The organism is Pseudomonas sp. 1152_12, assembly GCF_052850675.1.
Window position 1 is genome coordinate 343,092 of the sequence record NZ_VXCW01000006.1, and the last position, 25,386, is coordinate 368,477.

General features: G+C 57.0%; 19 protein-coding genes and 2 pseudogenes. 12 read left to right on the plus strand and 9 right to left on the minus strand.

The window, feature by feature from the left end:
- The first annotated feature begins 272 nt into the window (after window positions 1–272).
- From FW764_RS14060 to FW764_RS14085, 6 genes are all read left to right on the plus strand, one after another.
- Complete coding sequence (locus FW764_RS14060) at window positions 273–1,763, plus strand: leucyl aminopeptidase (protein WP_017136291.1); 1,491 nt, start codon at window positions 273–275, stop codon at window positions 1,761–1,763.
- A 51-nt stretch (window positions 1,764–1,814) separates the two neighbouring features.
- A complete protein-coding gene (locus tag FW764_RS14065) occupies window positions 1,815–2,243 on the plus strand; it encodes a DNA polymerase III subunit chi (RefSeq protein WP_446434431.1) in 429 nt (142 codons plus the stop codon).
- A 7-nt stretch (window positions 2,244–2,250) separates the two neighbouring features.
- Window positions 2,251–2,637, plus strand: a complete 387-nt coding sequence (locus tag FW764_RS14070) for a DNA polymerase III subunit chi (RefSeq protein ID WP_446434432.1) — start codon at window positions 2,251–2,253, stop codon at window positions 2,635–2,637.
- 171 nt (window positions 2,638–2,808) lie between these two features.
- Window positions 2,809–4,296, plus strand: coding sequence for a hypothetical protein (locus FW764_RS14075; protein WP_446434433.1), 1,488 nt, complete (start codon window positions 2,809–2,811; stop codon window positions 4,294–4,296).
- A gap of 302 nt (window positions 4,297–4,598) precedes the next feature.
- Window positions 4,599–7,445 carry a valine--tRNA ligase gene (locus tag FW764_RS14080; protein WP_446434434.1) on the plus strand — a complete coding sequence of 949 codons (2,847 nt, stop codon included), beginning with the start codon at window positions 4,599–4,601 and terminating at the stop codon, window positions 7,443–7,445.
- A gap of 215 nt (window positions 7,446–7,660) precedes the next feature.
- Window positions 7,661–12,817 carry an RHS repeat domain-containing protein gene (locus FW764_RS14085; RefSeq protein WP_446434435.1) on the plus strand — a complete coding sequence of 1,719 codons (5,157 nt, stop codon included), beginning with the start codon at window positions 7,661–7,663 and terminating at the stop codon, window positions 12,815–12,817.
- Between the two features lie 261 nt (window positions 12,818–13,078).
- On the opposite strand, the pseudogene FW764_RS14090 reads toward FW764_RS14085, so the two are convergent.
- A pseudogene (locus FW764_RS14090) lies at window positions 13,079–13,342 on the minus strand (transposase); the annotation flags it as partial.
- Here FW764_RS14090 and FW764_RS14095 point away from each other — a divergent pair.
- Window positions 13,333–13,481: pseudogene (locus tag FW764_RS14095) on the plus strand (hypothetical protein); the annotation flags it as partial. The pseudogenes FW764_RS14090 and FW764_RS14095 overlap by 10 nt on opposite strands.
- Before the next feature lie 112 nt (window positions 13,482–13,593).
- Here FW764_RS14095 and FW764_RS14100 read toward each other — a convergent pair.
- The gene (locus tag FW764_RS14100; RefSeq protein WP_446434436.1) at window positions 13,594–14,019 is read right to left on the minus strand and encodes a hypothetical protein; all 426 of its coding nucleotides are present in this window, start codon (window positions 14,017–14,019) and stop codon (window positions 13,594–13,596) included.
- Window positions 14,020–14,259: 240 nt separating this feature from the next.
- Between FW764_RS14100 and rlmF the strand changes: the two genes are divergently transcribed.
- The gene (rlmF, locus tag FW764_RS14105; protein ID WP_446434437.1) at window positions 14,260–15,279 is read left to right on the plus strand and encodes a 23S rRNA (adenine(1618)-N(6))-methyltransferase RlmF; all 1,020 of its coding nucleotides are present in this window, start codon (window positions 14,260–14,262) and stop codon (window positions 15,277–15,279) included.
- Window positions 15,280–15,359: 80 nt separating this feature from the next.
- Here rlmF and FW764_RS14110 read toward each other — a convergent pair whose 3' ends face one another.
- Window positions 15,360–15,641: an HU family DNA-binding protein gene (locus tag FW764_RS14110; protein WP_003188840.1), complete on the minus strand. Its 282-nt coding sequence runs from the start codon at window positions 15,639–15,641 to the stop codon at window positions 15,360–15,362.
- Between the two features lie 396 nt (window positions 15,642–16,037).
- Between FW764_RS14110 and yejK the strand changes: the two genes are divergently transcribed.
- Together yejK and FW764_RS14120 are read left to right on the plus strand one after the other, a co-directional pair.
- Window positions 16,038–17,042, plus strand: a complete 1,005-nt coding sequence (yejK, locus tag FW764_RS14115; RefSeq protein WP_003171997.1) for a nucleoid-associated protein YejK — start codon at window positions 16,038–16,040, stop codon at window positions 17,040–17,042.
- Complete coding sequence (locus tag FW764_RS14120) at window positions 17,042–17,392, plus strand: glutaredoxin family protein (protein WP_446434438.1); 351 nt, start codon at window positions 17,042–17,044, stop codon at window positions 17,390–17,392. Before yejK ends, FW764_RS14120 begins: the two co-directional genes overlap by 1 nt.
- Before the next feature lie 136 nt (window positions 17,393–17,528).
- Here the strand turns inward: FW764_RS14120 and FW764_RS14125 are convergent, their stop codons facing one another.
- The 6 genes from FW764_RS14125 to FW764_RS14150 all read right to left on the minus strand — a co-directional run bounded on the left by FW764_RS14125 (window position 17,529) and on the right by FW764_RS14150 (window position 23,758).
- A complete protein-coding gene (locus tag FW764_RS14125) occupies window positions 17,529–19,769 on the minus strand; it encodes a TonB-dependent receptor (RefSeq protein WP_446434439.1) in 2,241 nt (746 codons plus the stop codon).
- A 228-nt stretch (window positions 19,770–19,997) separates the two neighbouring features.
- Window positions 19,998–20,975 carry a FecR family protein gene (locus tag FW764_RS14130; RefSeq protein WP_446434440.1) on the minus strand — a complete coding sequence of 326 codons (978 nt, stop codon included), beginning with the start codon at window positions 20,973–20,975 and terminating at the stop codon, window positions 19,998–20,000.
- Window positions 20,972–21,550 (minus strand): RNA polymerase sigma factor, encoded by a 579-nt coding sequence (locus FW764_RS14135; protein ID WP_446434441.1) that lies wholly within the window; start codon window positions 21,548–21,550, stop codon window positions 20,972–20,974. The genes FW764_RS14130 and FW764_RS14135 overlap by 4 nt, the downstream gene beginning before the upstream one ends.
- Window positions 21,551–21,557: 7 nt before the next feature.
- Window positions 21,558–21,884 (minus strand): DUF3325 domain-containing protein, encoded by a 327-nt coding sequence (locus FW764_RS14140; RefSeq protein WP_446434442.1) that lies wholly within the window; start codon window positions 21,882–21,884, stop codon window positions 21,558–21,560.
- Window positions 21,885–23,459 carry a PepSY-associated TM helix domain-containing protein gene (locus FW764_RS14145; protein ID WP_446434443.1) on the minus strand — a complete coding sequence of 525 codons (1,575 nt, stop codon included), beginning with the start codon at window positions 23,457–23,459 and terminating at the stop codon, window positions 21,885–21,887.
- Entirely contained in the window at window positions 23,456–23,758 is a 303-nt protein-coding gene (locus FW764_RS14150; protein ID WP_446434444.1) for a DUF3649 domain-containing protein, read from the minus strand. The genes FW764_RS14145 and FW764_RS14150 overlap by 4 nt, the downstream gene beginning before the upstream one ends.
- A gap of 170 nt (window positions 23,759–23,928) precedes the next feature.
- Here FW764_RS14150 and FW764_RS14155 point away from each other — a divergent pair, with 170 nt between their 5' ends.
- Both FW764_RS14155 and FW764_RS14160 read left to right on the plus strand, forming a co-directional pair.
- Window positions 23,929–24,417 (plus strand): sigma-70 family RNA polymerase sigma factor, encoded by a 489-nt coding sequence (locus tag FW764_RS14155; protein WP_446434445.1) that lies wholly within the window; start codon window positions 23,929–23,931, stop codon window positions 24,415–24,417.
- Window positions 24,414–25,355, plus strand: a complete 942-nt coding sequence (locus FW764_RS14160) for a FecR domain-containing protein (RefSeq protein ID WP_446434446.1) — start codon at window positions 24,414–24,416, stop codon at window positions 25,353–25,355. The genes FW764_RS14155 and FW764_RS14160 overlap by 4 nt, the downstream gene beginning before the upstream one ends.
- Window positions 25,356–25,386 lie beyond the last annotated feature (31 nt).

A 25,386-nucleotide genomic window follows, 5' to 3' on the forward strand; every position in this document is an offset into this window, starting at 1 on the left:
CCAGGGTTGTCAGGCTAAGGCGGCCAAACAAGCAAGCATACCGAGTCGGCCCATGTGCACGGGCCGGTAAAAAAGATGGCGCATTATCCTGTGATTGGCCGCGCCTGTCACGGAGCTTGCTCACACGCGTGCACAAAGCATGCAGCAAGGGTTGTCAGGCTTCGCTTGCGAGGTTCAAACTGCGGCCTTTGTCGCGGGCGGTTTACAGAGCTGCCACGCTTTAAAGCCTGCGTACAGACTCAGGCTCACAGACCTTCATAAGGGACCCGAAAATGGAATTGGTTGTAAAAAGCGTTAGCCCCGAAACGTTGAAAACCGCCACCCTCGTGGTCGCTGTCGGCGAGGGCCGCAAGCTCGGCGCCGCCGCCAAGCAACTGGACGAACTGAGCGGCGGCGCCATCAGCGCGGTCCTCAAGCGCGGCGACCTGGCCGGCAAAGTCGGCCAAAGCCTGCTGCTGCAAAGCCTGCCCAACCTCAAAGCCGACCGCGTATTGCTGGTAGGCGTGGGCAAGGACGCCGAACTGGGCGACCGCCCGTTCCGCAAGATCATCAGCGGTATCCTCACCACTCTTAAAGGCCTGGGCGGCACCGATGCGGCACTGGCCCTCGATGAAATCGTAGTAAAAGGCCGCGACAGCTACGGCAAGACCCGCCTGCTGGCCGAAAGCCTGGTGGACGGCGGTTACGTCTTCGATCAGTTCAAGAGCCAGAAGGCCGAACCGCGCGCTATCAAGAAAATCACCCTGCTGACCATCAAAGCCGCCCAGGCTGAAGTCGAACGCGCCGTCACCCACGCCACCGCCATCGCCAACGGCATGTCGTTTACCCGTGACTTGGGCAACCTGCCGCCGAACATCTGCCACCCAACCTACCTGGGCGAACAAGCCAAGGCGCTGGGCAAGGAGTTCAAGGGCCTGAAGGTTGAAGTGCTGGACGAGAAGAAGATCAAGGAACTGGGCATGGGCTCGTTCTATGCCGTGGGCCAGGGCAGTGACCAACCGCCACGCCTGATCGTGATGCAATACAACGGCGGCAAGAAGTCCGAGAAGCCTTACGCGCTGGTCGGCAAAGGCATCACCTTTGACACCGGCGGCATCAGCCTCAAGCCGGGCGCCGGCATGGACGAAATGAAATACGACATGGGCGGCGCCGCCAGCGTGTTCGGCACCCTGCGTGCCGTGCTGGAACTCAAGCTGCCGATCAACCTGGTGTGCATCCTGGCCTGCGCCGAGAACATGCCAAGCGGTGGTGCTGCACGCCCGGGCGACATCGTCACGACCATGAGCGGCCAGACTGTCGAGATCCTCAACACCGACGCCGAAGGCCGTCTGGTGCTGTGCGATGCCCTCACCTACGCCGAACGCTTCAAGCCACAGGCCGTGATCGACATTGCCACCCTGACCGGTGCCTGCGTGGTCGCCCTCGGCGCTCACACCTCGGGCCTGCTGGGTAACAACGACGAGTTGATCGAGCAACTGCTCAGCGCCGGCAAGGCTGCCGACGACCGCGCCTGGCAACTGCCGCTGTTCGACGAGTACCAGGAACAACTGGACAGCCCGTTCGCCGACATCGCCAACATCGGCGGTCCAAAAGCCGGCACCATCACCGCCGCCTGCTTCCTGTCGCGCTTCGCCAAGAACTTCAACTGGGCGCACCTGGACATCGCCGGTACGGCCTGGACCAGTGGCGGCAAGGACAAGGGCGCCAGTGGCCGTCCGGTTCCTCTGTTGACCCAGTACCTGCTGGATCGCGCCAAAGCCTGAAACTGAAGATTCCGGGGCGGCCTTCATGGCGTCCCGGTCTCAGGAACCGCAATGACCCAAGTCGACTTCTATATATTGCCCAGCGCCGATCCCACTGCGCGCCTGGACTTTGCCTGCAAACTTACCGAAAAAGCCTGGCGCATGGGCCACCGCATCTACCTGCATTGCAGCGATGCCGCTCAGCGTGAAGACCTTGACGCCCGCCTGTGGCGCTTCAAGGGCGAAAGTTTCGTGCCCCATGGCCCTGCCGAGTCCGAGCCCGAAAGCCCGGTTGTACTAGGGCTGGGCGACAACTGCGGCGATCACCATGACCTGCTGGTCAACCTGGACCTGAAAGTACCGGCCTTTGCCAAAGCGTTTGCCCGTGTGGCGGAAGTGGTGGTGGAAGACACGGCTATTCGTCAGGCCGCGCGGGAGAGTTTCCGTTTCTACCGCGAACAGGGCTATTCTCTGCAAGATCACCGGCTACAACGACTTTGAGTACATGATGGACACGCCAAACCCTACAAAGAAAGACGACCACCTGCTGGACGACCTCGAGTCGATCCGTCAATTGCTCGGTGATGATGGCTTGCAACCGCCGCTGCTGACCGAAACGGTCGATGGCGAGGTACAGATTCCGCTGTTGTTCGACATGGTCGGGGGCAAACCTCCCGCACCTGAACCTCTCAAACCGGCCCCTGCTGCAGAACCGGCACCCGCCGCAGAAAAAGCCCCCGATGCGTTGCTGCTGCATCTGGACAATGAACTACGTGCCGCCGCGCGGCTGATCATGCAGGATGTGATCGACGACTTTGCGCCGCATATTGAAGCCGAGATCAAACGGCGGATGGATGCGCGGATGGAGCGGTTGCTCAATCAGTATCAATCTTGATCCAGGATGCCTGCCGAGAATGCCTATGTCGCGACGCGGCCGGTGCCAAGGAGGGCATGCATCCACTCACATCATGACATGACCACCTGTCGTAACTGGTATTTCTAACAGTAGATGCACCAGCGATTTGGGACAAAGCTCATCTGAAATTATTCCTTGTCGGAGATTTAGATGATGGGCGTTCCTACTCAATTTTATCCAATTACCGAATGGACACCTGCGCAATTCCCGATTTTCTTCGGCGAAGGAATTCCAGGCCAGCCTGTCACCATATGCCAATCAAATACCGGTCTAGTCGTTGCACAAACAACCGTCGATGGAAACGGCAATTGGCTGACCCAATCCCACGTAGCACTACCTTTGGGCCCCTATTCAGTTACCGCCTATTACGACCTGAGCCAAGGGTATGCACCCAATCTTCCCTTTCACGTTGGCTCCCCTTCTCAAATAGCGGGAAATGGCCCCTCCCAGTCAGATAACTCCCCCGTTCTCACCAGCCTGACTATCGTTGACTCCCTTCGTCCATGGCTTACAGGGACGGCTCCACCGAATGCGACGGTCGTGATTGCCCATTCGGGTGGCAGCGTTTACTACGCTTCAGTGGGTGCGGACAGTAATGGCTATTGGGAAGCCACGCCGACTACTGACCTTGTCGTTGATGCCAATAACTGGGTAGACCTTGCGTTGATCGCGAATGATGCCGGGGGCAACGCTTTATCGCCTTGGGTGGGTGTGCAGTTGACGGTTTTATTGACGAGCACTGGGGGCGGCGCCATGGCCGATGGCACCCCACCTGTCATCAACAGCCCGGCCAACAACAGCTCCGTCCAGGCACTCCGACCAACATTCACCGGCAAAGCCGCGCCCAACGCCAGGATTGGTGTGCACAATGATGCCGTCAACGTCTACTACGGCGATTGTTATGCCGACGCCAACGGCAACTGGACCTACCCATTTCCTCAAGATCTTGCTCCTGGCCAGGTCACGTTGAAGTTCGGCCAGTTCAGTCAATCCGCTAGGCTATCGGCCGATACGGCCCATACGCTTAACATCGCACTATCTGGTTCTGGCAACGCCCTGCCGCCGGGCAGCCCACCCAGACTCACCAGCCCCACCACCGTCAACTCACTGCGCCCCTTGCTGACCGGCAAAGCCGCGCCCAATGCCATCGTCTATGTTTATCTTGAAGGCGGCAGCGTGTTGTTTGGCAAACCTCAAGCTGACAGCAACGGTGATTGGCAACTGCAACTGAGTCAGGACATCTACTCCAGCTCGACGCCGCTGTCCCTGGCGGAATTCAATGCCAACGGTGCTCTGATGTCTGGCTGGACAGCAGTTACCCTGACCATGAGCACTGCACCCACCAGTAACGCCTTGCCTTCCGGCAGCGCGCCTCAACTCACCAGCCCCACCACCGTCAACTCACTGCGTCCCTTACTGACCGGCAAAGCCGCGCCCAATGCCATCGTCTACGTTTATCTTGAAGGCGGCAGCGTGTTGTTTGGCAAACCTCAAGCTGACAGCAACGGTGATTGGCAACTGCAACTGAGTCAGGACATCTACTCCAGCTCGACGCCACTGGCCCTGGCGGAATTCAATGCCAACGGTGGTCAGGTGTCTGGCTGGACAGCAGTTATCCTGACCATGAGCAAGACATAAACCAGTCTGGTCGCACGGTAGCTGGTGACGCGCGAAGCACAATGACTCAGCGTGCGATACCAGCGACCAAGCGTCCATTTCACGGGGCTAAATCGGTCTGAACAGCAGCGTATTGCCAGAATGGGCTTACGTAACAATTACCCTCGCTCAAAAAGAGAGTGCCAGCCTGTGTAAACCACATCGAGTTCAACCGGGTGATGCAGTTTTTTACATCGCCCATCACCTCGCCCTACGCGCGCTGGCTCATCCCCGCTATACTTCCCGGCTTTTCCTGAATAAATGCCAATAGGGTCCCGCCGCGCATGGATAAGACCTACCAGCCGCACGCCATTGAAACTTCCTGGTACAACACCTGGGAGTCCGAGAATTACTTCGCCCCGCAAGGTGCGGGCGAGTCCTACACCATCATGATTCCGCCACCGAACGTCACTGGCAGCCTGCACATGGGCCATGGCTTCAACAATGCGATCATGGATGCGTTGATCCGTTTCCGCCGCATGCAGGGCCGTAATACCCTGTGGCAACCGGGTACTGACCACGCCGGTATCGCCACACAGATGCTGGTGGAACGCCAGCTCGAAGCCACCGGCCAAAACCGTCACGACCTGGGTCGCGAAAAATTCCTGGAGAAGATCTGGGAGTGGAAAGACCAGTCCGGCGGCAACATCAGCCGTCAGATCCGTCGCCTCGGTTCGTCTGTGGACTGGAGCCGCGAGCGCTTCACCATGGACGATGGTCTGTCGGAATCGGTGAAAGAAGCCTTCGTGCGCCTGCATGAAGACGGCCTGATCTACCGCGGCAAGCGCCTGGTCAACTGGGACACCAAGTTGCACACGGCAATTTCCGACCTCGAAGTGGAAAACCACGACGAGAAAGGTTTCCTGTGGAACCTCAAGTACCCGCTGGCCGATGGCGCCAAGACCGCTGAAGGCAACGACTACCTGATCGTCGCCACTACCCGTCCGGAAACCATGCTCGGCGACGCCGCCGTGGCGGTTAACCCGAACGATGAACGCTACCAGGCGCTGATCGGCAAGTTTGTCGAGCTGCCATTGGTTGGCCGTCGTATCCCGATCATCGCGGACGACTACTGCGACCCTGAATTCGGCACCGGCTGCGTGAAAATCACCCCGGCCCACGATTTCAACGACTATGAAGTCGGCAAGCGCCACAACCTGCCGTTGCTGAACATCTTCGACAAGAACGCCGCCGTACTGCCGGCCTGCCAGGTGTTCAACCTGGACGGCACGCTGAACGAGAGCATCGACGGCAAGATCCCGGCCGAATACGCCGGCCTCGACCGTTTCGAAGCGCGCAAGCAGATCGTGGCGGCCTTTGACGCTGCCGGTCTGCTGGTAAGCGTTGACGACCACGGCCTCAAAGTGCCGAAGGGCGACCGTTCCGGCACCATCATCGAGCCGTGGCTGACCGACCAGTGGTACGTGTCCACCAAACCGCTGGCCGAGCCTGCGATTGCTGCCGTGGAAGACGGCCGCATCCAGTTCGTGCCTAAACAGTACGAAAACATGTACTTCTCGTGGATGCGCGATATCCAGGATTGGTGCATCAGCCGTCAACTGTGGTGGGGCCATCGCATTCCGGCCTGGTACGACGAGTCGGGCAAGGTGTACGTAGGCCGCGACGAAGCCGAAGTGCGTGCCAAGCACAACCTCGGCGCGGACATCGCCCTGCAACAGGACAACGACGTACTGGACACTTGGTTCAGCTCGGGCCTGTGGACCTTCTCGACCCTGGGCTGGCCGCAACAGACTGAGTTCCTGAAGAAATTCCACTCCACCGACGTGCTGGTTACCGGCTTCGATATCATTTTCTTCTGGGTTGCCCGGATGATCATGCTCACCATGCACTTGGTGAAGAACGAAGACGGCACGCCGCAGGTGCCGTTCAAGACCGTGTACGTACACGGCCTGGTGCGTGATGGCCAGGGCCAGAAGATGTCCAAGTCCAAGGGCAACGTCCTGGACCCGCTGGACATCATCGACGGCATCGACCTGGAAACCCTGGTGCAGAAACGCACCTCGGGCCTGATGCAGCCAAAACTGGCCAAAAAGATCGAGAAGCAGACCCGCGACGAGTTTGCCGATGGCATTGCCAGCTACGGCACCGACGCCCTGCGTTTCACGTTCTGCTCGCTGGCGTCCACCGGTCGCGACATCAAGTTCGACATGGGCCGCGTCGAAGGCTATCGCAACTTCTGCAACAAGATCTGGAACGCTGCACGTTACGTGCTGGATAAAGGCGAAGACTGCGGCCAGAACGGCGAAGCCTATGAGCTGAGCCTGGCTGATCGCTGGATCATCTCGCAGCTGCAGCGCACCGAAGCCGAAGTTACCCGCCAGCTCGACCAGTTCCGTTTCGACCTCGCCGCCCAGGCCTTGTACGAGTTCATCTGGAACCAGTATTGCGACTGGTACCTGGAACTGTCCAAGCCGGTACTGTGGGACGAAAACTCGCCGATCGAACGCCAGCGCGGCACCCGCCGCACCCTGGTGCGCGTACTCGAAGTGGCGCTGCGTCTGGCGCACCCGTTCATGCCGTTCATCACCGAAGAGATCTGGCAGCGCATCGCGCCGCTGGCCGGTATCGAAGGCAAGACCATCATGCTGCAACCTTGGCCGGTGGCCAATGAAGCGCGCATCGATGAAGCGGCCGAAAGTGATATCGAATGGCTCAAGACCCTGATGATGGGCACGCGTAACATCCGTGCCGAAATGAACATCGGGCCGGGCAAGCCGTTGGCAGTGTTTGTGAAGAACGCCAGCAGCGAAGATCAGCGTCGCCTCAGCGAGAACGACGCACTGCTCAAGAAGCTGGCGAAGCTGGAGTCGATCACGGTATTGGCTGACGGCGCCGAAGCACCGCTGTCCGCGACCGCGCTGGTCGGCGAGATGGAAGTGCTGGTGCCGATGGCCGGCCTGATCGACAAAGGCGCGGAATTGGCCCGTCTCGATAAGGAAATCCTGCGCCTGCAAGGCGAAGTGCAGCGAGTGGGCGGCAAGCTGTCCAACGCGGCGTTCGTCGACAAGGCGCCGGCGGAGGTGATCGATAAGGAGCGCGCCAAGTTGGCTGAAGCTGAACAGGCTCAGGGCAAGTTGGCGGAGCAACGCAGTCGGATTGCCAGCTTGTAAGTCAATGCTGGAATAAAAAGAGAGACCTTCGGGTCTCTTTTTTTGCGCAAAATTAACTGGTCTAACTATGGAGACACTTAAGCGCGAAAAGTTATAAAAAACTGTCAACATTGACAGTATCAACCCACTGGAAAGCGGCATTACTCTGAAACAAAGCTCTCTGCCGTGCATCATTTTGAAGCACGGAGGCAGCCTACTTTTTAAGGAGTTTCCAGATGGCTAATTCGACAGCTGTTAAACAACGTGTCGTTGACGAAGGTAGCCCGAATATTCATGGGGTCGACCCCTTTTCGGGCGCATTTTGCACATTTATCCCGATAGCTGAATTAGTTGGAAATAATGGGTTGGGCCCGACTTTGGATCTGAAGGTTTACCACACGTCGGGCCGCGGCACCCACTACCTCGAAAATTGTAGTATCCGATTTAACCATGCTTATTTTTACGAAGACCGTCTACCAATAATTCCGAGCAACAATTTCGGCGAAATTTACTTAGAGAACGGAGCCAGTTGGACATGGGACGGAAAAAGCGATATTGCCTTACCCCACGTCGTTATCAGCCGGGATAGCGAGCAACTTAAATTCACACATAAAAGTGGAAAACAAGAACGTCTTACCAAATTCCGAGCCCCCTCATCCAACCCGCAAATAGATAAAGGCTATTATCTTCCAACTACAATAAGTTCACCCTCTGGGCATAAAATTTACCTCCAATGGGATTTGATTAAAGAAACCAACTCATTCATAAACCTGTGGCTCCCACGCCTACAGTCAGTATCCGACGAGTCAGGAACCCTATTGACCGTTGGTTACACCATGCTCGGCAGCATAATGCAGGTCACTTTCGATGTATGGCCAGGAACCAACGACAATTACACGATGGATTTTCAATTTACCGAGGGCTTGTTGAGTACAGTACGGCAGAGCAACCAGATAGACACGACAGCGTTCGAGTACACCGACTCTATCAGCAAAATAAAACACAGCAGCGGACTCACGGAGGCAATTAGTTATCAGAACGGCAAAGTTTCCAACCACCTTATTACCGACAACAACGCGACCATCATACAAAACAATCAATATATTTACACCACCTCAAAAGGCAACCAAATCACCTCAGTAACGGAGATAGGCAATAAAAAAACTGAATATCAGTTTTCGACCAACCGCCTACCGACAAAAGAAACAACTTGGGTAGATGGCTTATTATTGAAAACCGTTGAGTTAAGTAGAACCGTGAAAAACGGAGGGACTGTCCTCACGGGTGCCGCTAATGACCCCCTCCCAGACCGTATTGAAAGCACCACTAGCACGACCTACACCAACCCCGACCTGACCGCTCGCACGGAAGTCGTCGTTATCACAATGGACACCTTAGGCAACATCATTTCAAAGACAGAAAACGGCGTAACAACGGAGTGGACTTATTATCGGGGAATGTTGGAAGAAGACATACTCGTCAAAACAGAAAGAGTTAACACTCCCACAACGCCTTTGAGTGTTATTGCGGCCATAGGTGATTACGCAAACCCTATCGGCTGGGGATACCAGCTGTTCGGTAAAGCCGGGTTGACCTGGGGTACACGTGAGCTGCGCCAAAAGGTTATTTCGCCTTACGTCACCAGTAACGGTCAACAGACCTTCAACCTCCCGGTGGCCATTCGTTGCCCTGGCGACCCAAATTACTTCAAGGTTCACGTCGAATCCGAAAAGGTCTATACCCTGAACAACGGCCAACGGACTGACTTGCAGTGGACCTTCTACAGTTACGATGGGCTGCCGGTCAAAGACGCCCTGGTAAAAGGTCCAACCCTCAAACCTTCGAAAAAATTGACAATCTATAACCCGGTTGGGGATGCCAATGGCAGGCTCTCATCATGGGCGAACGGCAACATGGTGCTTGAAGAGAATACTTATGATACTGACATTAATTCACCTCACCATGGGCGGTTATTGAACAGCACGCAATCTATCCTTGACGCCGCCGGCAAGGTCGTTCCGGGCTCTGTAGTCAGTACTGCGATCGGCTACGGGCTTTCCAACAATCAACTCACTACAACCACTTATGTGACCGCGGGCACTGCACCTGCAGTCACCGGAACTCAAGTCATTCAAACGCTCACCGGCTTGCTTCAGGCCCACATTGATGCCCAAGACAATACGACCCTTTACGAATACGACGCGCAGCGCCGTATAATCCAACAAACCGTATATGCCGGCGAGCCCGAGCTCAAAGGCACGACCACTTTCACCTACGTAGACGCTGGCACCGAAACTCAAGTAACGCGTACCAGCCCGTTCGGAGAACAAAGCAGAGACGTATTTGATACGTTGGGCCGCCCCATCCGAAACGAGTGGCTACACACTGATGGTTCATGGCTGAAGTTATACGAAATAACTTACGACGCCCAAGGTCGAGAGGCGTCCACGACACAATTCGACTACACCGCCAATAAAACGCAATTGCCCCCGCAAACACGTAACTTCAGCTATGACCGCTGGGGGCAGCTCTCAGAAATCAAGTGGGCCGCGAGTGGTGAGACCGAGAATTTTTCGTACGACCCGGTCAACCGCAAGACCTCAACCTGGGTAGTACAAGGCAGTGAAACGGGCGGGCGCACCATACAGGTATTCGACGAACCCGGTGGAGAACAACGCCACGAGTCGTATCTTCATGCCAATGGTAAGTTCGTGAGCTCACAGACGTATCGCTACAACGCCCTAGGTCGTCTGACCACCGAGACTTCAAGCGAGGCATATGCGATTCACCGTAATTACGACGCTTTTGGTCGCGTAAGCCGTATGGAAACCGCCGGTATCACAACGATTAATGACTTTCCTGCCCATATCCAAGCACCCGTAGCGACAGCTGCCAAGCTGGAATCCAGCGGCCAAACAGTTTCACTGGGCACCCAGACAGTAGATGGCCTGAGCCGCGTGACGGCTACCGTACTCGGCGGCACTAAAGTGAACTATGCCTATATCGGAAGCGGGAATTGGGGCAAAGCAGATACTCAACCCAGCGCAACGAACACCTCATCTACTCGCATTAAGCTGAGCAATGCTTGGGACGCGCAAACCCGCACCCTTACTGAAACCATTACCGGAGGCATTAACCGAGGTAGTGATTCAACTACCTCTCAAGCAAGATACGAATACTCCATTCAAGGCCTCTTACTGCGATCAACTGATGCGTTCGGTAACAGCACTCAATACACTTACGACACCCAAGGCCGTCTACTGAACAGCGCCAGCGCAACGCTGACCGTAGACTTTATATATGGCCCGTTAGGTAGACTGGAATCCGAAACATTGAATGATCTAACCCATGGTAAGACCATGACGACTGCGTACACTTACAACGCATCCGGTCAAGAAATTCAACGTCAATTCAATGCCACAGGTTTTCCACCCCTTACATTAAAAACAACGTATACCACCTCTTTAATCGCTGAAATGGAAATACTCCAAGGTGCATCACTGTTGCGCAAGGAAGAGTACCGTTACGATTTCAGAGGGCAACTCGAAACCTATCTGTGCAGCGGCCCCCATAAACCCTCCACGCCTGACCGCTATGTGATTGACCGACAGGATTTTATATACGACATGGCCGGCAACCTGATTCAATGTACCGTGACAAGCAATGGCAGTACGTTTATCGATAAATACACATTTGGGGCTGCAGACCCCTGCCAACCTCAATCCACTACACTTCAGAGAGGTACGACTCAACAAACCCATTCTTATAAATATGACAGCCTTGGTTATTTTATAAACAAAGACGGCTTCCCACTCACTTACAATATCCAGGGTCAATTAACCGTTCACAGTGACGCACAACAACGTTTCGACTACCATTACGACAACATTGGCCGACTCGCTGGGTGCTCAGGTACGGGCCACTACGACCAGTACTATTATAAAGATGACTTCCAATACGCTCGGAAAGGTGTATTTAGCAGCAATGGAGTTTTTAGCTACCGCACTTCCATTTTGATGAACCAGAGCACTTCCTGCTTATTGCTGCAGCAGAGTATCAACCAAGACAGCAACATGCCAACAACAAGCCGCAGTTTCGAGGTAAAAGACATCAAAGGCTCGGTGATTGCCAGTTACGACCTGTCTACCAATTCAATTTCATACTTTGTTTACACGCCATACGGCTATCGCCCTCATACCATCGATCAGCGCTCGTGGGTTGGGTTTAACGGCCACCCCATGGACAGCGTTACCGGTAATTATCCTCTGGGGAACGGAGCGAGAGTCTACAATCCCGCGAAACAAAGCTTTGACGCTCCTGACCCTATCAGTCCGTTTGGTGCAGGTGGATCAAATCGATATCGGTATTGCAGCAACGACCCGGTCAATAAAAGTGACCCCTCTGGGTTCGCGGAGGTCTTGAACCAATACTCTGTCATTACCCACGCGCCAGTGATCGAAAACCCGGTTGTAGCCGCTGTGGGGATCGGCGTAATCGGTATCGCACTGGCACCCTTTACCGGCGGTGCTTCAATAGGGTGGACGGTAGCAGCGGTAGGTTTAGCTACTGTGTCCGCGGGCTTTGGTATCGCCTCTGCGGCACTACGAGAAAGTGACCCTGACCTCTCAGAAGCATTAGGTTGGGCTGCACTCGGGACCGGTCTGCTCGAAGCAGGCGCAGGCGCCGGGCTAGCTTTGCGCGCTGCAAGAGCAGGGGCAAAGGGGGCAGCCAGGGAAACCAGTCTCGCGTATCAACACGGCAGCATAGCCAAAGGCCAGATGGGCGTTGAAACGCTGACCGTTAAGACACGGAGTCTTGGTTTTCACAATGGACCCGCTTCATATGAGCTTTACAGCGGAGGTCCGAACGCTACTAAAGCGTATATTTACAGCCACGGAGCGTCGCGTGCCGAGAAGTTCCGATTCGCTCTTCCATCAGGAGTGGACCTTCATTTTTTCGCACCTAAAGGCGCGTCAATTGCGACAGATGATAGCCGATTGCTACAGCATCTTTCGGGAAGGCTGAATGGAAACTATATAAGCAAAGCACACAATTCACTTAACCCCAAATTAGCACCCGACTATATCTTGACCGAGTTCAAGCCTAAAGACATGGTAACCAACGATATTCTCAAAACGCCGCAAGACCTGGACAAAGTAATGAAACAATTAGCAGCGGCCCATAGTATCGATATTATTCGCCCAAAGGGTCAGATACCGCTCAGCGAATTGATCACGTCACTTCAAGCGCAGAACTACAAAAAAATATACGGCTCGTTTTGCCGGGGTCCTATTCGGGATTTCGTTGGCGTCGCAGAAATCAAAAGAATAAGACATTCAAAATGGCGCATGTTCGTACTGGACATGGACGCCTCATTGGCTAATCGAGTTTAACCAAGCAACATCTCCTACTCACGATGGAGACCTCGCTAACACCGCGCTCCCGATGCACTCGGGAGCCGGCATCGGCCTGATACACGCCGCCACCAAGTTGAAAGTGCACCCCCTAAGGAAGGTCTGAAGTACCCACCGTTTTTTGATCCCCTCTTTGCGTGAGGTTCAAAAAGCGCTGATTCGGTCGAATCATTAGACCTTTCCACTTCTTAATTCATGATTTTCCTCTAAGTCGCGCTGTTTCAGGGCGATTAGCCCGCATTACAGGCGCACCTCTCCAGTATTCAACAATCGTTTTCGCACCATCCACAAGTTCGACAAGGCGAACAACGTCGTCTGCTGAGCACTGTTTTTCGTCAGACCACGAAAGCGCACTTTCGTATAGCCAAACTGGCGCTTGATCACCCGAAACGGATGCTCAACCTTGGCTCTGACTTGCGCTTTCGCATACTCAAACCCGCGTAGCACACTGCCGATCACTATGTCTTTGCCATGCTCTTTGTACGAGCTTGGCCGTGCAGCAAGTGGACGGCAAGCTGTCCAACTCGGCGTTTTTGGACAATGCGCCGGCTGAAGTGATCGAGAAGGAACCCGCCAAGTTGGCCGAGGCTGAGCGGGCGTTGGGTAAGCTGGCCGAGCACATGTGTGGATCTCCAGTCTGTAAGCTGGAAACCATGTAAAAAAGAGACCTTCTCAGGTCTCTTTTTTATGGGCGCTTTTTGATCAATATGGCAACTATCAACTTGCCACGAGCGAGCAGCAGGTTGAGGGCGGGCTTATTGCGATACAGGTGGAACATTTACCTGGCCTGTACCCGGATCGCCCACTTTCCCATTCGCCATGACCCCCTTACAAACCCATTTCCCCGAGATAACAGTAAACTGGACATTTGATCCCGCCGGAAGATTCAGCGGAGAAGCAAGGGTTGTATTCTGGATGTTAATATTAGTCGCCTTTGAACCAATATTCTCAATAAAGAGGTTTTTACCTTCTCTAAGTGAAGACCCAGCCACTCCAATAGTGAGCGGATCGGCAAAGTCGCCATCACTGACCCGAAACGCAGACGCGCCTGCTGACTCTACAATAATAGTCCCGGCGGCTTTACCATTCATCGTATTCTCCGAAGGAGACTCCTCAGCCGCCCACGCATTCATCGCCAGCAACATCGATCCAACTAAAATTACAGAAAAGTGCTTATTCATTGTGTTATCACCTTAAGTAGATTGAGGCCAACCTGATATTTCAATAAAAAACTAACACACTGAAAAACCATCAATCTACTGTCAGAAGTAACAGGTCAACTAATCATTAAAGAATAAGTCGTCACGTTATAATTACGATTACACGCACATCCAGGTTACTCCCCCAAAAGATAGATATTCCTGTTTTCAGTCAGGAATGTGTGACAATGCCCACCACTTTGAGCCAACACCAGAATCAACATGACCGCCCCCAGCACACCCAAACCACCGCGCAAGAAGCCTAAAACCGCAGCCCCGGCCAAGCCCGTCGCGCCGCGCAAAGAGGCTACCTTGCACCCGCGCAACCGCCACACAGGCCGTTACGACTTCCCGGCGCTGATCAAGACCACGCCGGAACTGGCGAAATTCGTGATCCTCAACCCCTATGGCAAAGAGAGCATCGACTTCGCCAGCCCGGACGCGGTGCGGGTGTTCAACCGGGCACTGCTCAAATCGTTCTATGGCATCCAGCATTGGGATATCCCGCAGGATTACCTCTGCCCGCCTGTGCCGGGGCGCGCGGACTACGTGCACTTCCTTGCCGACCTGTTGGCCAGCGTCAACGACGGCAAGATCCCGCGCGGTTCAATCGTCAAGGTGCTGGACATCGGCATGGGCGCCAACTGCGTCTATCCGCTGATTGGTTATATGGAGTACCGCTGGAATTTCCTCGGCTCCGAAGTCGACCCTATCGCCGTGGCCGCCGCTAAAGCCATCGTGCAGTCCAACGACTTGAGCAAGGTCATCCAACTGCGCCAGCAAACCAACCCCAAGCAGATCCTGCTGGGCCTGCTGGAGCCGGGTGAGCGCTTTGACCTGACCATGTGCAACCCGCCGTTCCATGCATCCATGGACGAAGCCACCAAGGGCAGCGAGCGTAAGTGGCGCGCCCTGGGCAAGGCCGATCCCAAGCGCAAGTTGCCGGTGCTGAACTTCGGCGGCCAGTCGGCAGAGTTGTGGTGTGAAGGCGGTGAAGCGCGCTTCGTGACGCAGCTGATCGCTGAGAGTGCGCACTTTGCCCACAAGGTGTTGTGGTTCAGCACGCTGGTGTCAAAAGCGTCGAACTTGCCCGCGATCGAGACCGCGCTCAAAAAAGCCGGCGTGCTGGAAAGCCAAGTGGTGGAGATGTCCCAGGGCCAGAAGCAAAGCCGCTTTGTAGCTTGGACCTTCCAGACCAAGAACGAGCAGCAGATCTGGCGCCAGCGCTGGGTTCGCGACTAACCACACAAAGCCCGGCACAAATCGCAGGCAACAAAAAACCGTGCCCGGATTGCTCCGGAGCACGGTTTTTTTGCTGCGTCTTACTTGTTAACAGCGTCGGTCAGGCCTTTGGCCACAACCAGCTTGATAACTTTCTTGGCAGCGATTTCGATGGCAGCGCCAGTCGAAGGGTTACGGCCAGTACGGGCTGGACGCTCGGTCACTTTCAGTTTGCCAACGCCTGGCAGAGTGATTTCGCCGCCGTTTTCCAGCTGATCAGCAACAACTTGGCTCAGTTGGTCCAGCAGAGCGCGCACGGTAGTTTTCGGTGCGTCTACTGCTTCAGCCAGGTCAGCGATCAGTTGGTCTTTAGTAATAGCCATTGTGGTGTTCCTTCCCTATCAAATTCATATGGATTGCAGAGTGCAGTGTCAGCCATCGAGCCCGACCGTCATGGCCTGGCACCCCCGGCTATAACCACGGAGATCGGGGTTATAGATGCTTGAAACGGGGATTGGTTCGACCTGACAGATGCTGAATGCACGCTTAACGCCGAGACTTGGCGTAAGACGGGGCAAAACTAGCACAGAGACGGGGAAATATCCGCCTCAACATACCCATTTGGTCAGCTTTATCGCTCTAAACCGTGAAAAAAAGGCATATCGCCCGTCAGAGAGCAGCCAAAACGTCCTTCGAAGCGTGCCATGCCCAATGGGTGCGGTACACTGGGCGACTTTTTGGGGAGGCCAACCGCTCCCCTTCAACCAGCCGAGAAGCCTATGCCGATCCGTCATTGCATTGTTCACCTGATCGACAAAAAACCCGACGGCACACCCGCAGTTCTGCACGCCCGCGATTCCGAGCTGTCCGAATCCGCGGCCATCGAGAACATGCTTGCCGACCTCAACGAGAGCTATAACGCCAAACAAGGCAAGGCCTGGGGTTTCTTCCATGCCGAGTCCGGCGCGCACCCGTTCAGCGGCTGGTTGAAGGAATATTTCGACGGTGGCCAGGATTTCACTACCTTCAGCCGCACGGCGGTCGAGCACCTGCAAAAGCTGATGGAGGAATCCAACCTCTCCACCGGCGGCCACGTGTTGTTTGCCCACTACCAACAAGGCATGACCGACTATTTGGCCATCGCCCTGCTGCACCACAGCGAAGGCGTGGCAGTGACCGATGAGCTGGACGTAACCCCCTCGCGCCACCTCGACCTGGGCCAACTGCATCTGGCAGCACGCATCAACGTCTCCGAGTGGCAGAACAACAAGCAGTCCAAGCAGTACATCTCCTTTATCAAGGGTAAGAACGGCAAGAAGGTTTCGGAGTACTTTCGCGACTTTATCGGCTGCCAGGAAGGCGTCGACGGCCCGGGCGAGACCCGTACGCTGCTCAAGGCGTTCAGCGACTTCGTTGAAAGTGAAGACCTGCCGGACGAATCCGCCCGCGAGAAAACCAAGACCTTGGTGGACTACGCCAGTAGTCAAGCCAAGCTCGGCGAGCCGATGGGCCTGGAAGAACTGTCGGGATTGATCGATGAAGATCGGCCTAAAGCGTTCTACGACCATATCCGCAACAAGGACTACGGCCTGTCGCCGGAGATCCCGGCCGATAAACGCACCCTCAACCAGTTCCGTCGCTTCACCGGCCGCGCTGAAGGCTTGTCGATCAGTTTTGAAGCGCACCTGCTGGGCGACAAGATCGAGTACGACGAAGCCGCGGGCACCTTGATCATCAAGGGCCTGCCGACCCAACTGACCGACCAGCTCAAGCGCCGAAACTGATGCTCGGCGGGGTCTTGAAGAAAGTCCTGCTGGTACTACTGGTTGTGGTGGTGATCCAGAACTGGGGCAAGATCGAGCGGCTGTTCAACCCCTCGCAGGTGGCGTCAGAGCAAATACGCGCCTCGGCGCGCGTGGTGCTCTACTCCACCGAGTGGTGCGGCTACTGCAAGCAGATCCGGCGTTTTCTGGACCAGAAAGGCATTCCGTACCAGGCGCTGGATATCGAGAAAGACGCCCAGGCGCGCCAGGCGTATGAGGCGTTGGGCGGTGGCGGGATTCCGTTTGTGGACGTGAATGGCACGCTGATTCGCGAGTTCAACCCTGAAGCGATCATGGCCGCGCTGAAGTAACCCCATTTGTAAAACACAGCAGATCAAATGTGGGAGCGGGCTTGCTCGCGAAAGCGCAGTGTCAGTCGCCACATGTATTGACTGATCCACCGCCTTCGCGAGCAAGCCCGCTCCCACATTTAGTTCTGCAGCGTCCTTAGAAGTTAGCTTCCAACGACACCATCGCCGTACGCTCCTCCCCCACGTTGTAATACGCCGTGCTCGGCCCCAGGCCATTGACCGGTGCCGAGTTGAACGCCACGGTGCGTGCCGAGCTCAAGTACTCCTTATCGAACACGTTAAGCATCGAAAACCGCAGGGTCGCTGACTTGATGACCTTCTTGTCGACCGGCAAGTAAATACCGGCGTTCAAGTCAAACACCGTACGGCCGTCGATTTTTTCCTTGTTGGTCAAATCGCCATAAAAGCTGCCGACGTACTTGCCCGCGATGTTGCCGTAGAAGCGCGAGTCGTCATACCCGAACACCAGGTTGAACATGTTTTCCGGCACGTTGGCCAGTTGCTTGCCCGCCGTCGGCAACAACACGTTCTTGCTGAGCAAATTGTCTTGCTGCTCCGACTTCGTATAGGTGTACGAGGCGTAGTAGTTGAAGTGATGTGGCAGCAGGCCACTCCACTCCAGCTCCAGACCTTTGTTCTCGACGCTGCCGACGTTGAGCACCATGTAGTCACCGGCGGAGTCAGTAGTCGACACTTGGCGATCCTTGAAACTGATGTAGAACAGGGTCGCGTTCAGCGCCATGTTTTCTTCGCTGTAGCGCCAGCCGAGTTCTTGGTTCCAGCTCAGTTCCGACTTGAGGCTGACGGAGTCGCCCTTGTTGTACAGCACGTAGTTCGGCGGTGTACGCATGTTGCGGGTGACGTTGTAGAACGCCTGGTTACTCTCATCGACCTGGTACTTGGCGCTGAAGCCCGGCAGGAACTGGTGGTAGCGGGTGTTACGTTTTTCCGGCTTGTCGTACAGGCTGCCGAGGTTGTTGCCGTCACGCTCGACATATTGGTAAGCCAAGGTGCCGACAAAACTCAGGTCGGGGGTGGCTTGCCAGCTGTCCTGCACCCAGAGCTTCTGCGACGGGGTGACGGTGTAGTAGTGGCGGCCTTGTACGGTCGCGCCGTTCTTGTCGACCACTTGGCCGCCGCTGTTATAGTCGCCCCACACATCATCGGGTGCACCTTCGCGGTTGATCCCGATAAAGGGTTGGGTCTGGCGCTGGCGTGCGCGCTCATACCAGTAGCCGTAATCCAGGCTGTGTTGTTCGTTGATGTCCCACTTCATTTTCGCGGTGACGCCAGGGCGCCAGGTCTCGGTCCACGAAGGGCGGTAGTAGTTGTCCGATTTCAGGTTGCTCAGGTCGTAGTTGCCAGCCTTGTCGGACTTGGGCCCCAGGCTTGAAGCGGTCTGGCCGCTGAAGCTGCCACCGTTGGCCCAGTAGTAATACGGCGTAACCGTGAGCGCCAAATTGTCTTGCAACTGCCAACGTTGGGTGAGCGTGGCGTTGACACTTTCGAACGGATTGCGGTTGAGCTTATAGGACGAAGACAGCAGGCCGGACTTGTAAACTGGAGTTTGCGCGTAGTCCTTGCGCCGCCCCTCGTTCTCAAATTGCGCCTTGCTCAGGGTGCTGTAGTTGTAGTTTTCTTGGTTGTTGTATTTGACGGTCGCCAGTGTGGAGTTGCCACTGCCGTCTTCGAACAGGCTGCTCCACTCGACCTTGTCGCTACGCATCGTGCCTTTGCCGCGCCACTTATCACCTTCCAGGTGCGATGCTGATATCCAGGTCTTGAGGCCGCCGAAATCGCCGGTGTTCAACCGCACGAAGGTCTTGCGCAGGTCATTGGCGCCGACGATCTGTTTGGCAAATAACCCGGACTCTTTAGTCGGCCGGATCGTGATCATGCCGATGTTGCCGCCGCTGGAACCGATGTGCGGGCCGTCCGCCTCGGAGGAGCCTTGGGTGACAAACACTTCGGCGAGGTTTTCCGGGTCGCCCAGTTGGTTTGAATAAACGCTGTAGTTGCCCGAGTCGTTGATCGGCACGCCGTCAACGGACACCCCGACCTGATCGGAGCTCATGCCACGCATGGTGAAGTTGGTGCCACTGGTGCCGCTGGCATCATCGCTGGAAACGTTGATGCCCGGCGTATATTTGAGCTTGTCGATGGCGTTGGCAGTCGCCGACATTTGGTCCATGGCTTCCTTGGTCACCGTCGACCGCGCCTTGGCACTTTCTTCGCGAATCATGTGCCCGTTGCCCAGCGTTTGTTTGCCGGCGATATTCACCGAGCCCACATCCTGTGCGTCGTCCGCCAAAACCAGCGGTGCAAAGCCGCCCAGGCCCGAGGCTAATAGCAGGGCATAAAGATTGTTGTAGTTCACCTGTAGATCCCTTACTGACGTTGCTCTGTTGTATGGGGCAGTCGCGCCGGCACTGGGTTGGCAGACGACGCTTAGCTTCCTGACCACTTGTTCAGGAATCCGAGGATGATCCACGCCACGTGTAACGGTTTGGTGACAAGTTTGGGTGATTGCGATGAAGGTTCGGTGGGGCCGGCGCGTAGAGGCCGTCTCGAGGATAGTTACGCGTAACTAAGGCTTGATGGGTAACTAGCGCAGCACAATCATGCGGCCCAACAGGTTGTGCTGTTCAAACCCGAGCACCGCCTGCAAGGCATTCAACACCGCCTGCGGGTCCTTGCTCGGAAAGCTGCCGCTGACGCGTTTGGCGGCCATCTCATCATTCAGCAGCAGGATTCGGCCAGGGAAGTAACGGCGCAGGTCCTGTACCACGTCGGCGAGTGGCGCCTTGTAGTAGTTGAGCCAACCGTCACGCCAGGCCAGGCGTGATTCGCTGTCGACGGTGTGCATCGGTTCAGCCAGCCCCTCGGCGTAGGCCACTTGCTGGCCTGCGGTCAGAATTTGCTGCTGGCCCTGTTTGGACGGCGTCACGCCAACTTGGCCGGACAACACTGTCACCTGGGCCCCGGCCGGTTGCAGGCGCACTTCGAACTGTGTGCCCAGCACCCGCGTTTCGCCACTGCCAGCGCCGACCACAAACGGCTGGCCGGTATGGGTGACGCTGAAAAAAACCGCCCCGCGACGCAACTGGATATGGCGCTCGCCGTGGCTGAAATCCACAGCGATGGCGCTGTCGGCATCCAGGGTGACTTGGGATTGATCGGCCAGGGTCACAGTTTTCACTTGCCCCGGTGCCGTGAAGTAATCGGCGCCAACGTCATCGACCCAGCGCGACGGCTGCCAACCGGCCGCCATCGACACCATCACCAGTAGGCAGGCGGCCATAGACAAGGCGCCGGACCAGCGCACCAGGCGCGCACGCTTCGCGGTGTCCATCGCGTTGAGGTAGCCCTGCAGGGCCAAGGCGTCTTCGTCCGCGAGTTTGCGTGCTGGTACTTCGCTCAATTCCCACAGCACCTGCGCTTGAGCGTAGGCCTCGACGTGCGCAGGATCGGCACGCAACCAGTGGCTGAACATAGCTTGGTCACCGCTGCTGGGCTGGTCGTGCAGCAGGCTTAGCCAGTCGAGGGCGGCCTGTTCCTGGGCGGGCGTGGGGGGCGCGTTCACGGTGCTTTCCCTGGCGTGCGTGCGTGCATGGGTTCGCGAAGGCTGGCCTTGCAGGCTTCGAGGGCACGCATCATATGTTTTTCCACCGCACTTTGGGACAGCCCCATGGCCTTCGCGATTTGCGCGTATTTGCGGCCGTGGATGCGGTTGAGCAGGAAAATCTGCCGAGTGCGCTCCGGCAAGCTGCGCAGGGCGGCCTCGACATGGCGCAGGTCATTGCCTGCTTCGAGGGCGGCTTGGGGCTCTGAACCCTGATTGTCCTGCTGTTCCGGCAGCCAGCCTTCGCTGCTACGTGCACGGGCGCCTTCACTGCGCAAGTGGTCGATGGCGATGTTGCCCGCGCAGCGCAGCAAGTAGGTACTGAGTTCTTCGACCTGCACCAACGGCCGGCGCCAAAAGCGTAGGAACAGGTCCTGCACCAAGTCGGCCGCCGTGGCACGGCAGCCCACGCGGCGACTGACCAGGGCTTCCATCTGCGCGCGCTGCGACAAAAATACCTGCAGGAAATGCGCACGCCCACCGGCCGCATCGGTGTGCGGGCTGTCTTGGGGGTCCGGTGGCGTACTGATGATCATGGGAGGCTCAGAATAAGGCGAACGCCGCGACAGGGCTGGCCAGCAGGCCGACGCCCGCCAGGATCAAGGCCAGTCTTGGCCGATACGGCAACAGCAACACCAGCAGCAATGCGCTGAGCATCAATACGGCGCACCACTCCACCAGGCCTTGGGCCAGGCCCGAGACAACCATCGCAGGCGCAATCGACAGCGCCAGCAGCAACCCTGCGACCGCACGTAATGTGAGGCGTCGCGCAGATGAGGGCTTGCTGTGCAGCAGCTCACCGTGATGGCGGTCGGTGGACAGGCACAATGCGGTAAACCCGGCGTAGCACATCAGCAGCGCGAGCAACATTCAGTTCGCCTCCTGCTTAAGCGTCAACGCCCGTGTGCCTTGGGCCTTGGACTGCGGCGCCGTGCGGTGCTGCATCTTCCAGGCCGCCCAGGTCAGGAACAGGCCGCTGGCAAGGCACGTCAGATCGAAACCGGCCATGGCCCAGTCACCACGGGCCAGTGACACACCCAAATGCTGCGAGGTGGTCAGCGCGTTCAGCAGTGGAATCGTCACAAACAGCAACGCGGCGAAGCTCAATTGCTCAACCCAGCCCTGACGACCTCGACGCAGCACGGCGTGCAACAGGCTCAAGGCCCAGGCGATAAAGAAGGCCTGCACTTCCCAGTCGGAGCGCTCGGAAAAGCTCACCGGCAACAAACGGTTGGCCCAGAAAAACCCTGCTATGGCGATCATCAACCCGGACATACTGGCCATGTTCAACACTTCCACCAGCCGCAGTTCAAACGGCATCACGCCGGTTTTGGCGTGCTTGAGTTGGCGCTTGCCGAGCCAGATCACCAGGCCCGTGCCGATCATCGCCGTGCCCGCAAGGCCACAGATAAAGTACAACCAACGCAGCACCGGGCCAGCGAAATGGCCCATGTGCAGGCCGTAGAAGCTGCCACCAATTGCAGCGGGTAACGACTGCTTACCACTGACGCGCAACAACTCGCCGGTAGTGCCGCTGAACGACACGCTGCTGCCGAAATCATGCGCCACGCGGTCGGCACCTGAGCGCACCACATTGACCGAGGCGTTCACATCCCCTGGGTTGTTGACCACTAAACGGCCTACATGCCCACCGGCCCATTGCGCGCGTGCTTGCTCATACATCGGCAATAACGGCAGCAATTTACCCGGCTGGCCGAGCGCCGGCGCATTGTTGATATTGGGGAACACCTCATTGAAAAACCCACGACTGTCGTCGCCGTAGGAAGCCACGATAGGTGCGGGCATCACCATGTTCATGAAGATCACCAGGCTGCTGTAGGTGATCATCACGTGAAACGGCAGCACCAGCACGCCCACTGCGTTATGCCCGTCGAGCCAGGAACGCTGGCCTTTGCGCGGGCGGAAGGTGAAGAAGTCCTTGAAGATTTTCTTGTGGGTGATGATGCCGGTGATCAGCGCGACGAACATCACCATCGCGGCGATGGTCGACAACCAACGGCCCCACGGGTAGGGCATTTGCAGCTGAAAGTGGAAGCGGTAGAAGAACTCGCCGCCCATGCTTTCACGGGCCTCGACCGCTTGGCTGGTGACCGGATCGAGGACTTTCTGGGTGAAATTGCCGCGCTTGCCGGGGTCGACTTTGTCTTGCCACATCACCGACAGGCCGGGGTCACGCCTGTCCGGCAGGGTGATAAACCAACGCGCGGCATTGGGCGCCTGTTCCTGCAGATAGGTTTGGGCGGCGGCGAGGCTGCGCGCATCGTCCAGTGGATAAGCCTGCACTTCGGGCTGCATCCAATGGGTAATTTCGTCTTTGAAATACGCCAAGGTGCCGGTCAGGAAAATCGCAAACAGCAGCCAGCCAAAAATCAACCCGGCCCACGTATGCAACCAGGCCATCGCCTGGCGAAACCCCTCTTTCATGTGCGAGCCATCCAAAAACCTACACCTGCCAGCGTGGCAAACAGTGCACTTGGCACCATGACACCCGCCCAGGCGCGCGACGCGGTGCGGCAGGCAAAACACCAGAGCACCGCCAGCAGGTAGAACACGAACGAACTCATCATCCCGGTAATCACCGCGTCGGCGCGGGACGTGGGTATCCACAACGCCAGGCAGACCGCTGCCAGAGACGCCATCAGATAACCGCCCACCACGGCTGCCAGCACACGCGAGGTGACGGCAAGGCGGTAGGCAACGGGCAGTGAAGTTTTGCTTTTCATGCGGGAGACGCCAGGTTCATCAGCGCGCAATATTAATGATAAATATTCTCATAAGCAAAAGAGAACGGATGAATCACCGGCCTTGCCGGATTGCCGAACCTCGTCACGCGACCTACAATGCGAACAATTCTTGTTCTCTAAAGTATGCCGATGCTTATGGAGTGATCGCGTTGCAGCCGTCCAACACCGTCGAAGTTCTGTACAACGACCATCACCACTGGCTCACCGGCTGGTTGCGACGCAAGCTCGGCTGCCCACAAAACGCCGCCGACCTGGCCCAGGACACGTTTATCCGCGTGCTCACCGCGCGGGAAACTCCGACGCTGATCGAACCCCGCGCCTTCCTCACCACTGTGGCCAAGCGCGTACTGTCCAACTTCTACCGCCGCCAGGAGCTGGAGCGCGCCTACCTCGATGCACTGGCGCACATGCCCGAACAGGTGACGCCGTCGGAAGAAGACCGCGCAATCATCCTGCAAACGTTGATGGAGTTGGACCAACTGCTCGACGGCCTGCCCGGTCAGGTCAAACGCACGTTCCTGCTGGCTCAGCTCGACGGCCTGACCTACGCACAAATCGGCGCCGAACTGGGCATTTCCATCGCCACGGTCAAACGCCACCTGAATAAAGCCGCCATGCGCTGCTACTTCGCCCTGTGAACGTCTCCACGCATGTCGCCGAGCAAGCTGTGCACTGGCTAATGGAAATGCAGCAAGGCGCGCTCAACCCGCGCCAGCAAGCGGCCTGGCAACAATGGCTGGAAGCGCACAGTGAACATCAGCGCGCGTGGGATCATATCCAGCGCGTCAACCGACGCCTGCGTGGCATGCCCTCTCCCTTGGCCCATGCCGCCTTGAACGCACCGAAATCCAGCAGCCGGCGCCAGGCCCTCAAGCTGCTGCTGATACTCGGCGCCGGTTCGGCCGCAGTCTGGAGTTTGCGCCAACAACCTATCTTGCCGCCGCTGAGCGCCGACTACCGCAGCCCTGTCGGCCAGCGCCGCACGGTGCAGTTGGCCGACGGCAGCCAGTTGCAGCTAAACACCGGCAGCTCGGTGGATGTGCATTTTGATGGCCACCAACGCCTGATCCGCCTGCTTGAAGGCGAAATCCTGCTGACCGCCCGCCCAGGCGATACGCCGCTGCACGTGCTGACCGGGCAAGGCCTGCTGAGCAGCCAAGCGGCACAGCTGAACGTGCGCCAGTTCAACGACCATACCCAACTGGCAGTGTTCGACGGCCACGTCGACGTGATGCCTAATACCTACAGCGGCCTGCCGCTGACCGTCGAGGCCTCGCGCCAAGTCAATTTCACCCGCAAAGGCTGGGACACCCCGCGCCCTACAGACGCTAACAGCGGCGCCTGGGCGGACGGCATGCTGGTGGCGGCGCATATGCGCCTTGAAGACTTCCTTGCCGAGTTGGGTCGCTATCGCCGTGGCCAGATCAATTGCGACCCGCAAGTGGCCAACCTGCTGCTGTCCGGCAGCTACCCGTTGGATGACAGCGAACGCATCCTCGACCTGCTGGAAGTCAGCCTGCCGGTCAAAGTGCGGCGGTTTACCCGCTACTGGGTGACCGTCCAGGCACGCGCATAAATTATTTTCAAACCAAATGAGCCGTTTTCCA

Bases quoted from the DNA above. Each gene is read 5' to 3' on its own strand.
- FW764_RS14110 (WP_003188840.1), bottom strand. From the start codon at position 15,641: ATGGCTATTACTAAAGACCAACTGATCGCTGACCTGGCTGAAGCAGTA.
- yejK (WP_003171997.1), top strand. From the start codon at position 16,038: ATGCCGATCCGTCATTGCATTGTTCACCTGATCGACAAAAAACCCGAC.
- FW764_RS14070 (WP_446434432.1), top strand. From the start codon at position 2,251: ATGGACACGCCAAACCCTACAAAGAAAGACGACCACCTGCTGGACGAC.
- FW764_RS14075 (WP_446434433.1), top strand. From the start codon at position 2,809: ATGATGGGCGTTCCTACTCAATTTTATCCAATTACCGAATGGACACCT.
- FW764_RS14140 (WP_446434442.1), bottom strand. From the start codon at position 21,884: ATGTTGCTCGCGCTGCTGATGTGCTACGCCGGGTTTACCGCATTGTGC.
- FW764_RS14060 (WP_017136291.1), top strand. From the start codon at position 273: ATGGAATTGGTTGTAAAAAGCGTTAGCCCCGAAACGTTGAAAACCGCC.
- FW764_RS14085 (WP_446434435.1), top strand. From the start codon at position 7,661: ATGGCTAATTCGACAGCTGTTAAACAACGTGTCGTTGACGAAGGTAGC.
- FW764_RS14100 (WP_446434436.1), bottom strand. From the start codon at position 14,019: ATGAATAAGCACTTTTCTGTAATTTTAGTTGGATCGATGTTGCTGGCG.
- FW764_RS14150 (WP_446434444.1), bottom strand. From the start codon at position 23,758: ATGAAAAGCAAAACTTCACTGCCCGTTGCCTACCGCCTTGCCGTCACC.
- rlmF (WP_446434437.1), top strand. From the start codon at position 14,260: ATGACCGCCCCCAGCACACCCAAACCACCGCGCAAGAAGCCTAAAACC.
- FW764_RS14120 (WP_446434438.1), top strand. From the start codon at position 17,042: ATGCTCGGCGGGGTCTTGAAGAAAGTCCTGCTGGTACTACTGGTTGTG.
- FW764_RS14065 (WP_446434431.1), top strand. From the start codon at position 1,815: ATGACCCAAGTCGACTTCTATATATTGCCCAGCGCCGATCCCACTGCG.
- FW764_RS14135 (WP_446434441.1), bottom strand. From the start codon at position 21,550: ATGATCATCAGTACGCCACCGGACCCCCAAGACAGCCCGCACACCGAT.
- FW764_RS14080 (WP_446434434.1), top strand. From the start codon at position 4,599: ATGGATAAGACCTACCAGCCGCACGCCATTGAAACTTCCTGGTACAAC.
- FW764_RS14145 (WP_446434443.1), bottom strand. From the start codon at position 23,459: ATGAAAGAGGGGTTTCGCCAGGCGATGGCCTGGTTGCATACGTGGGCC.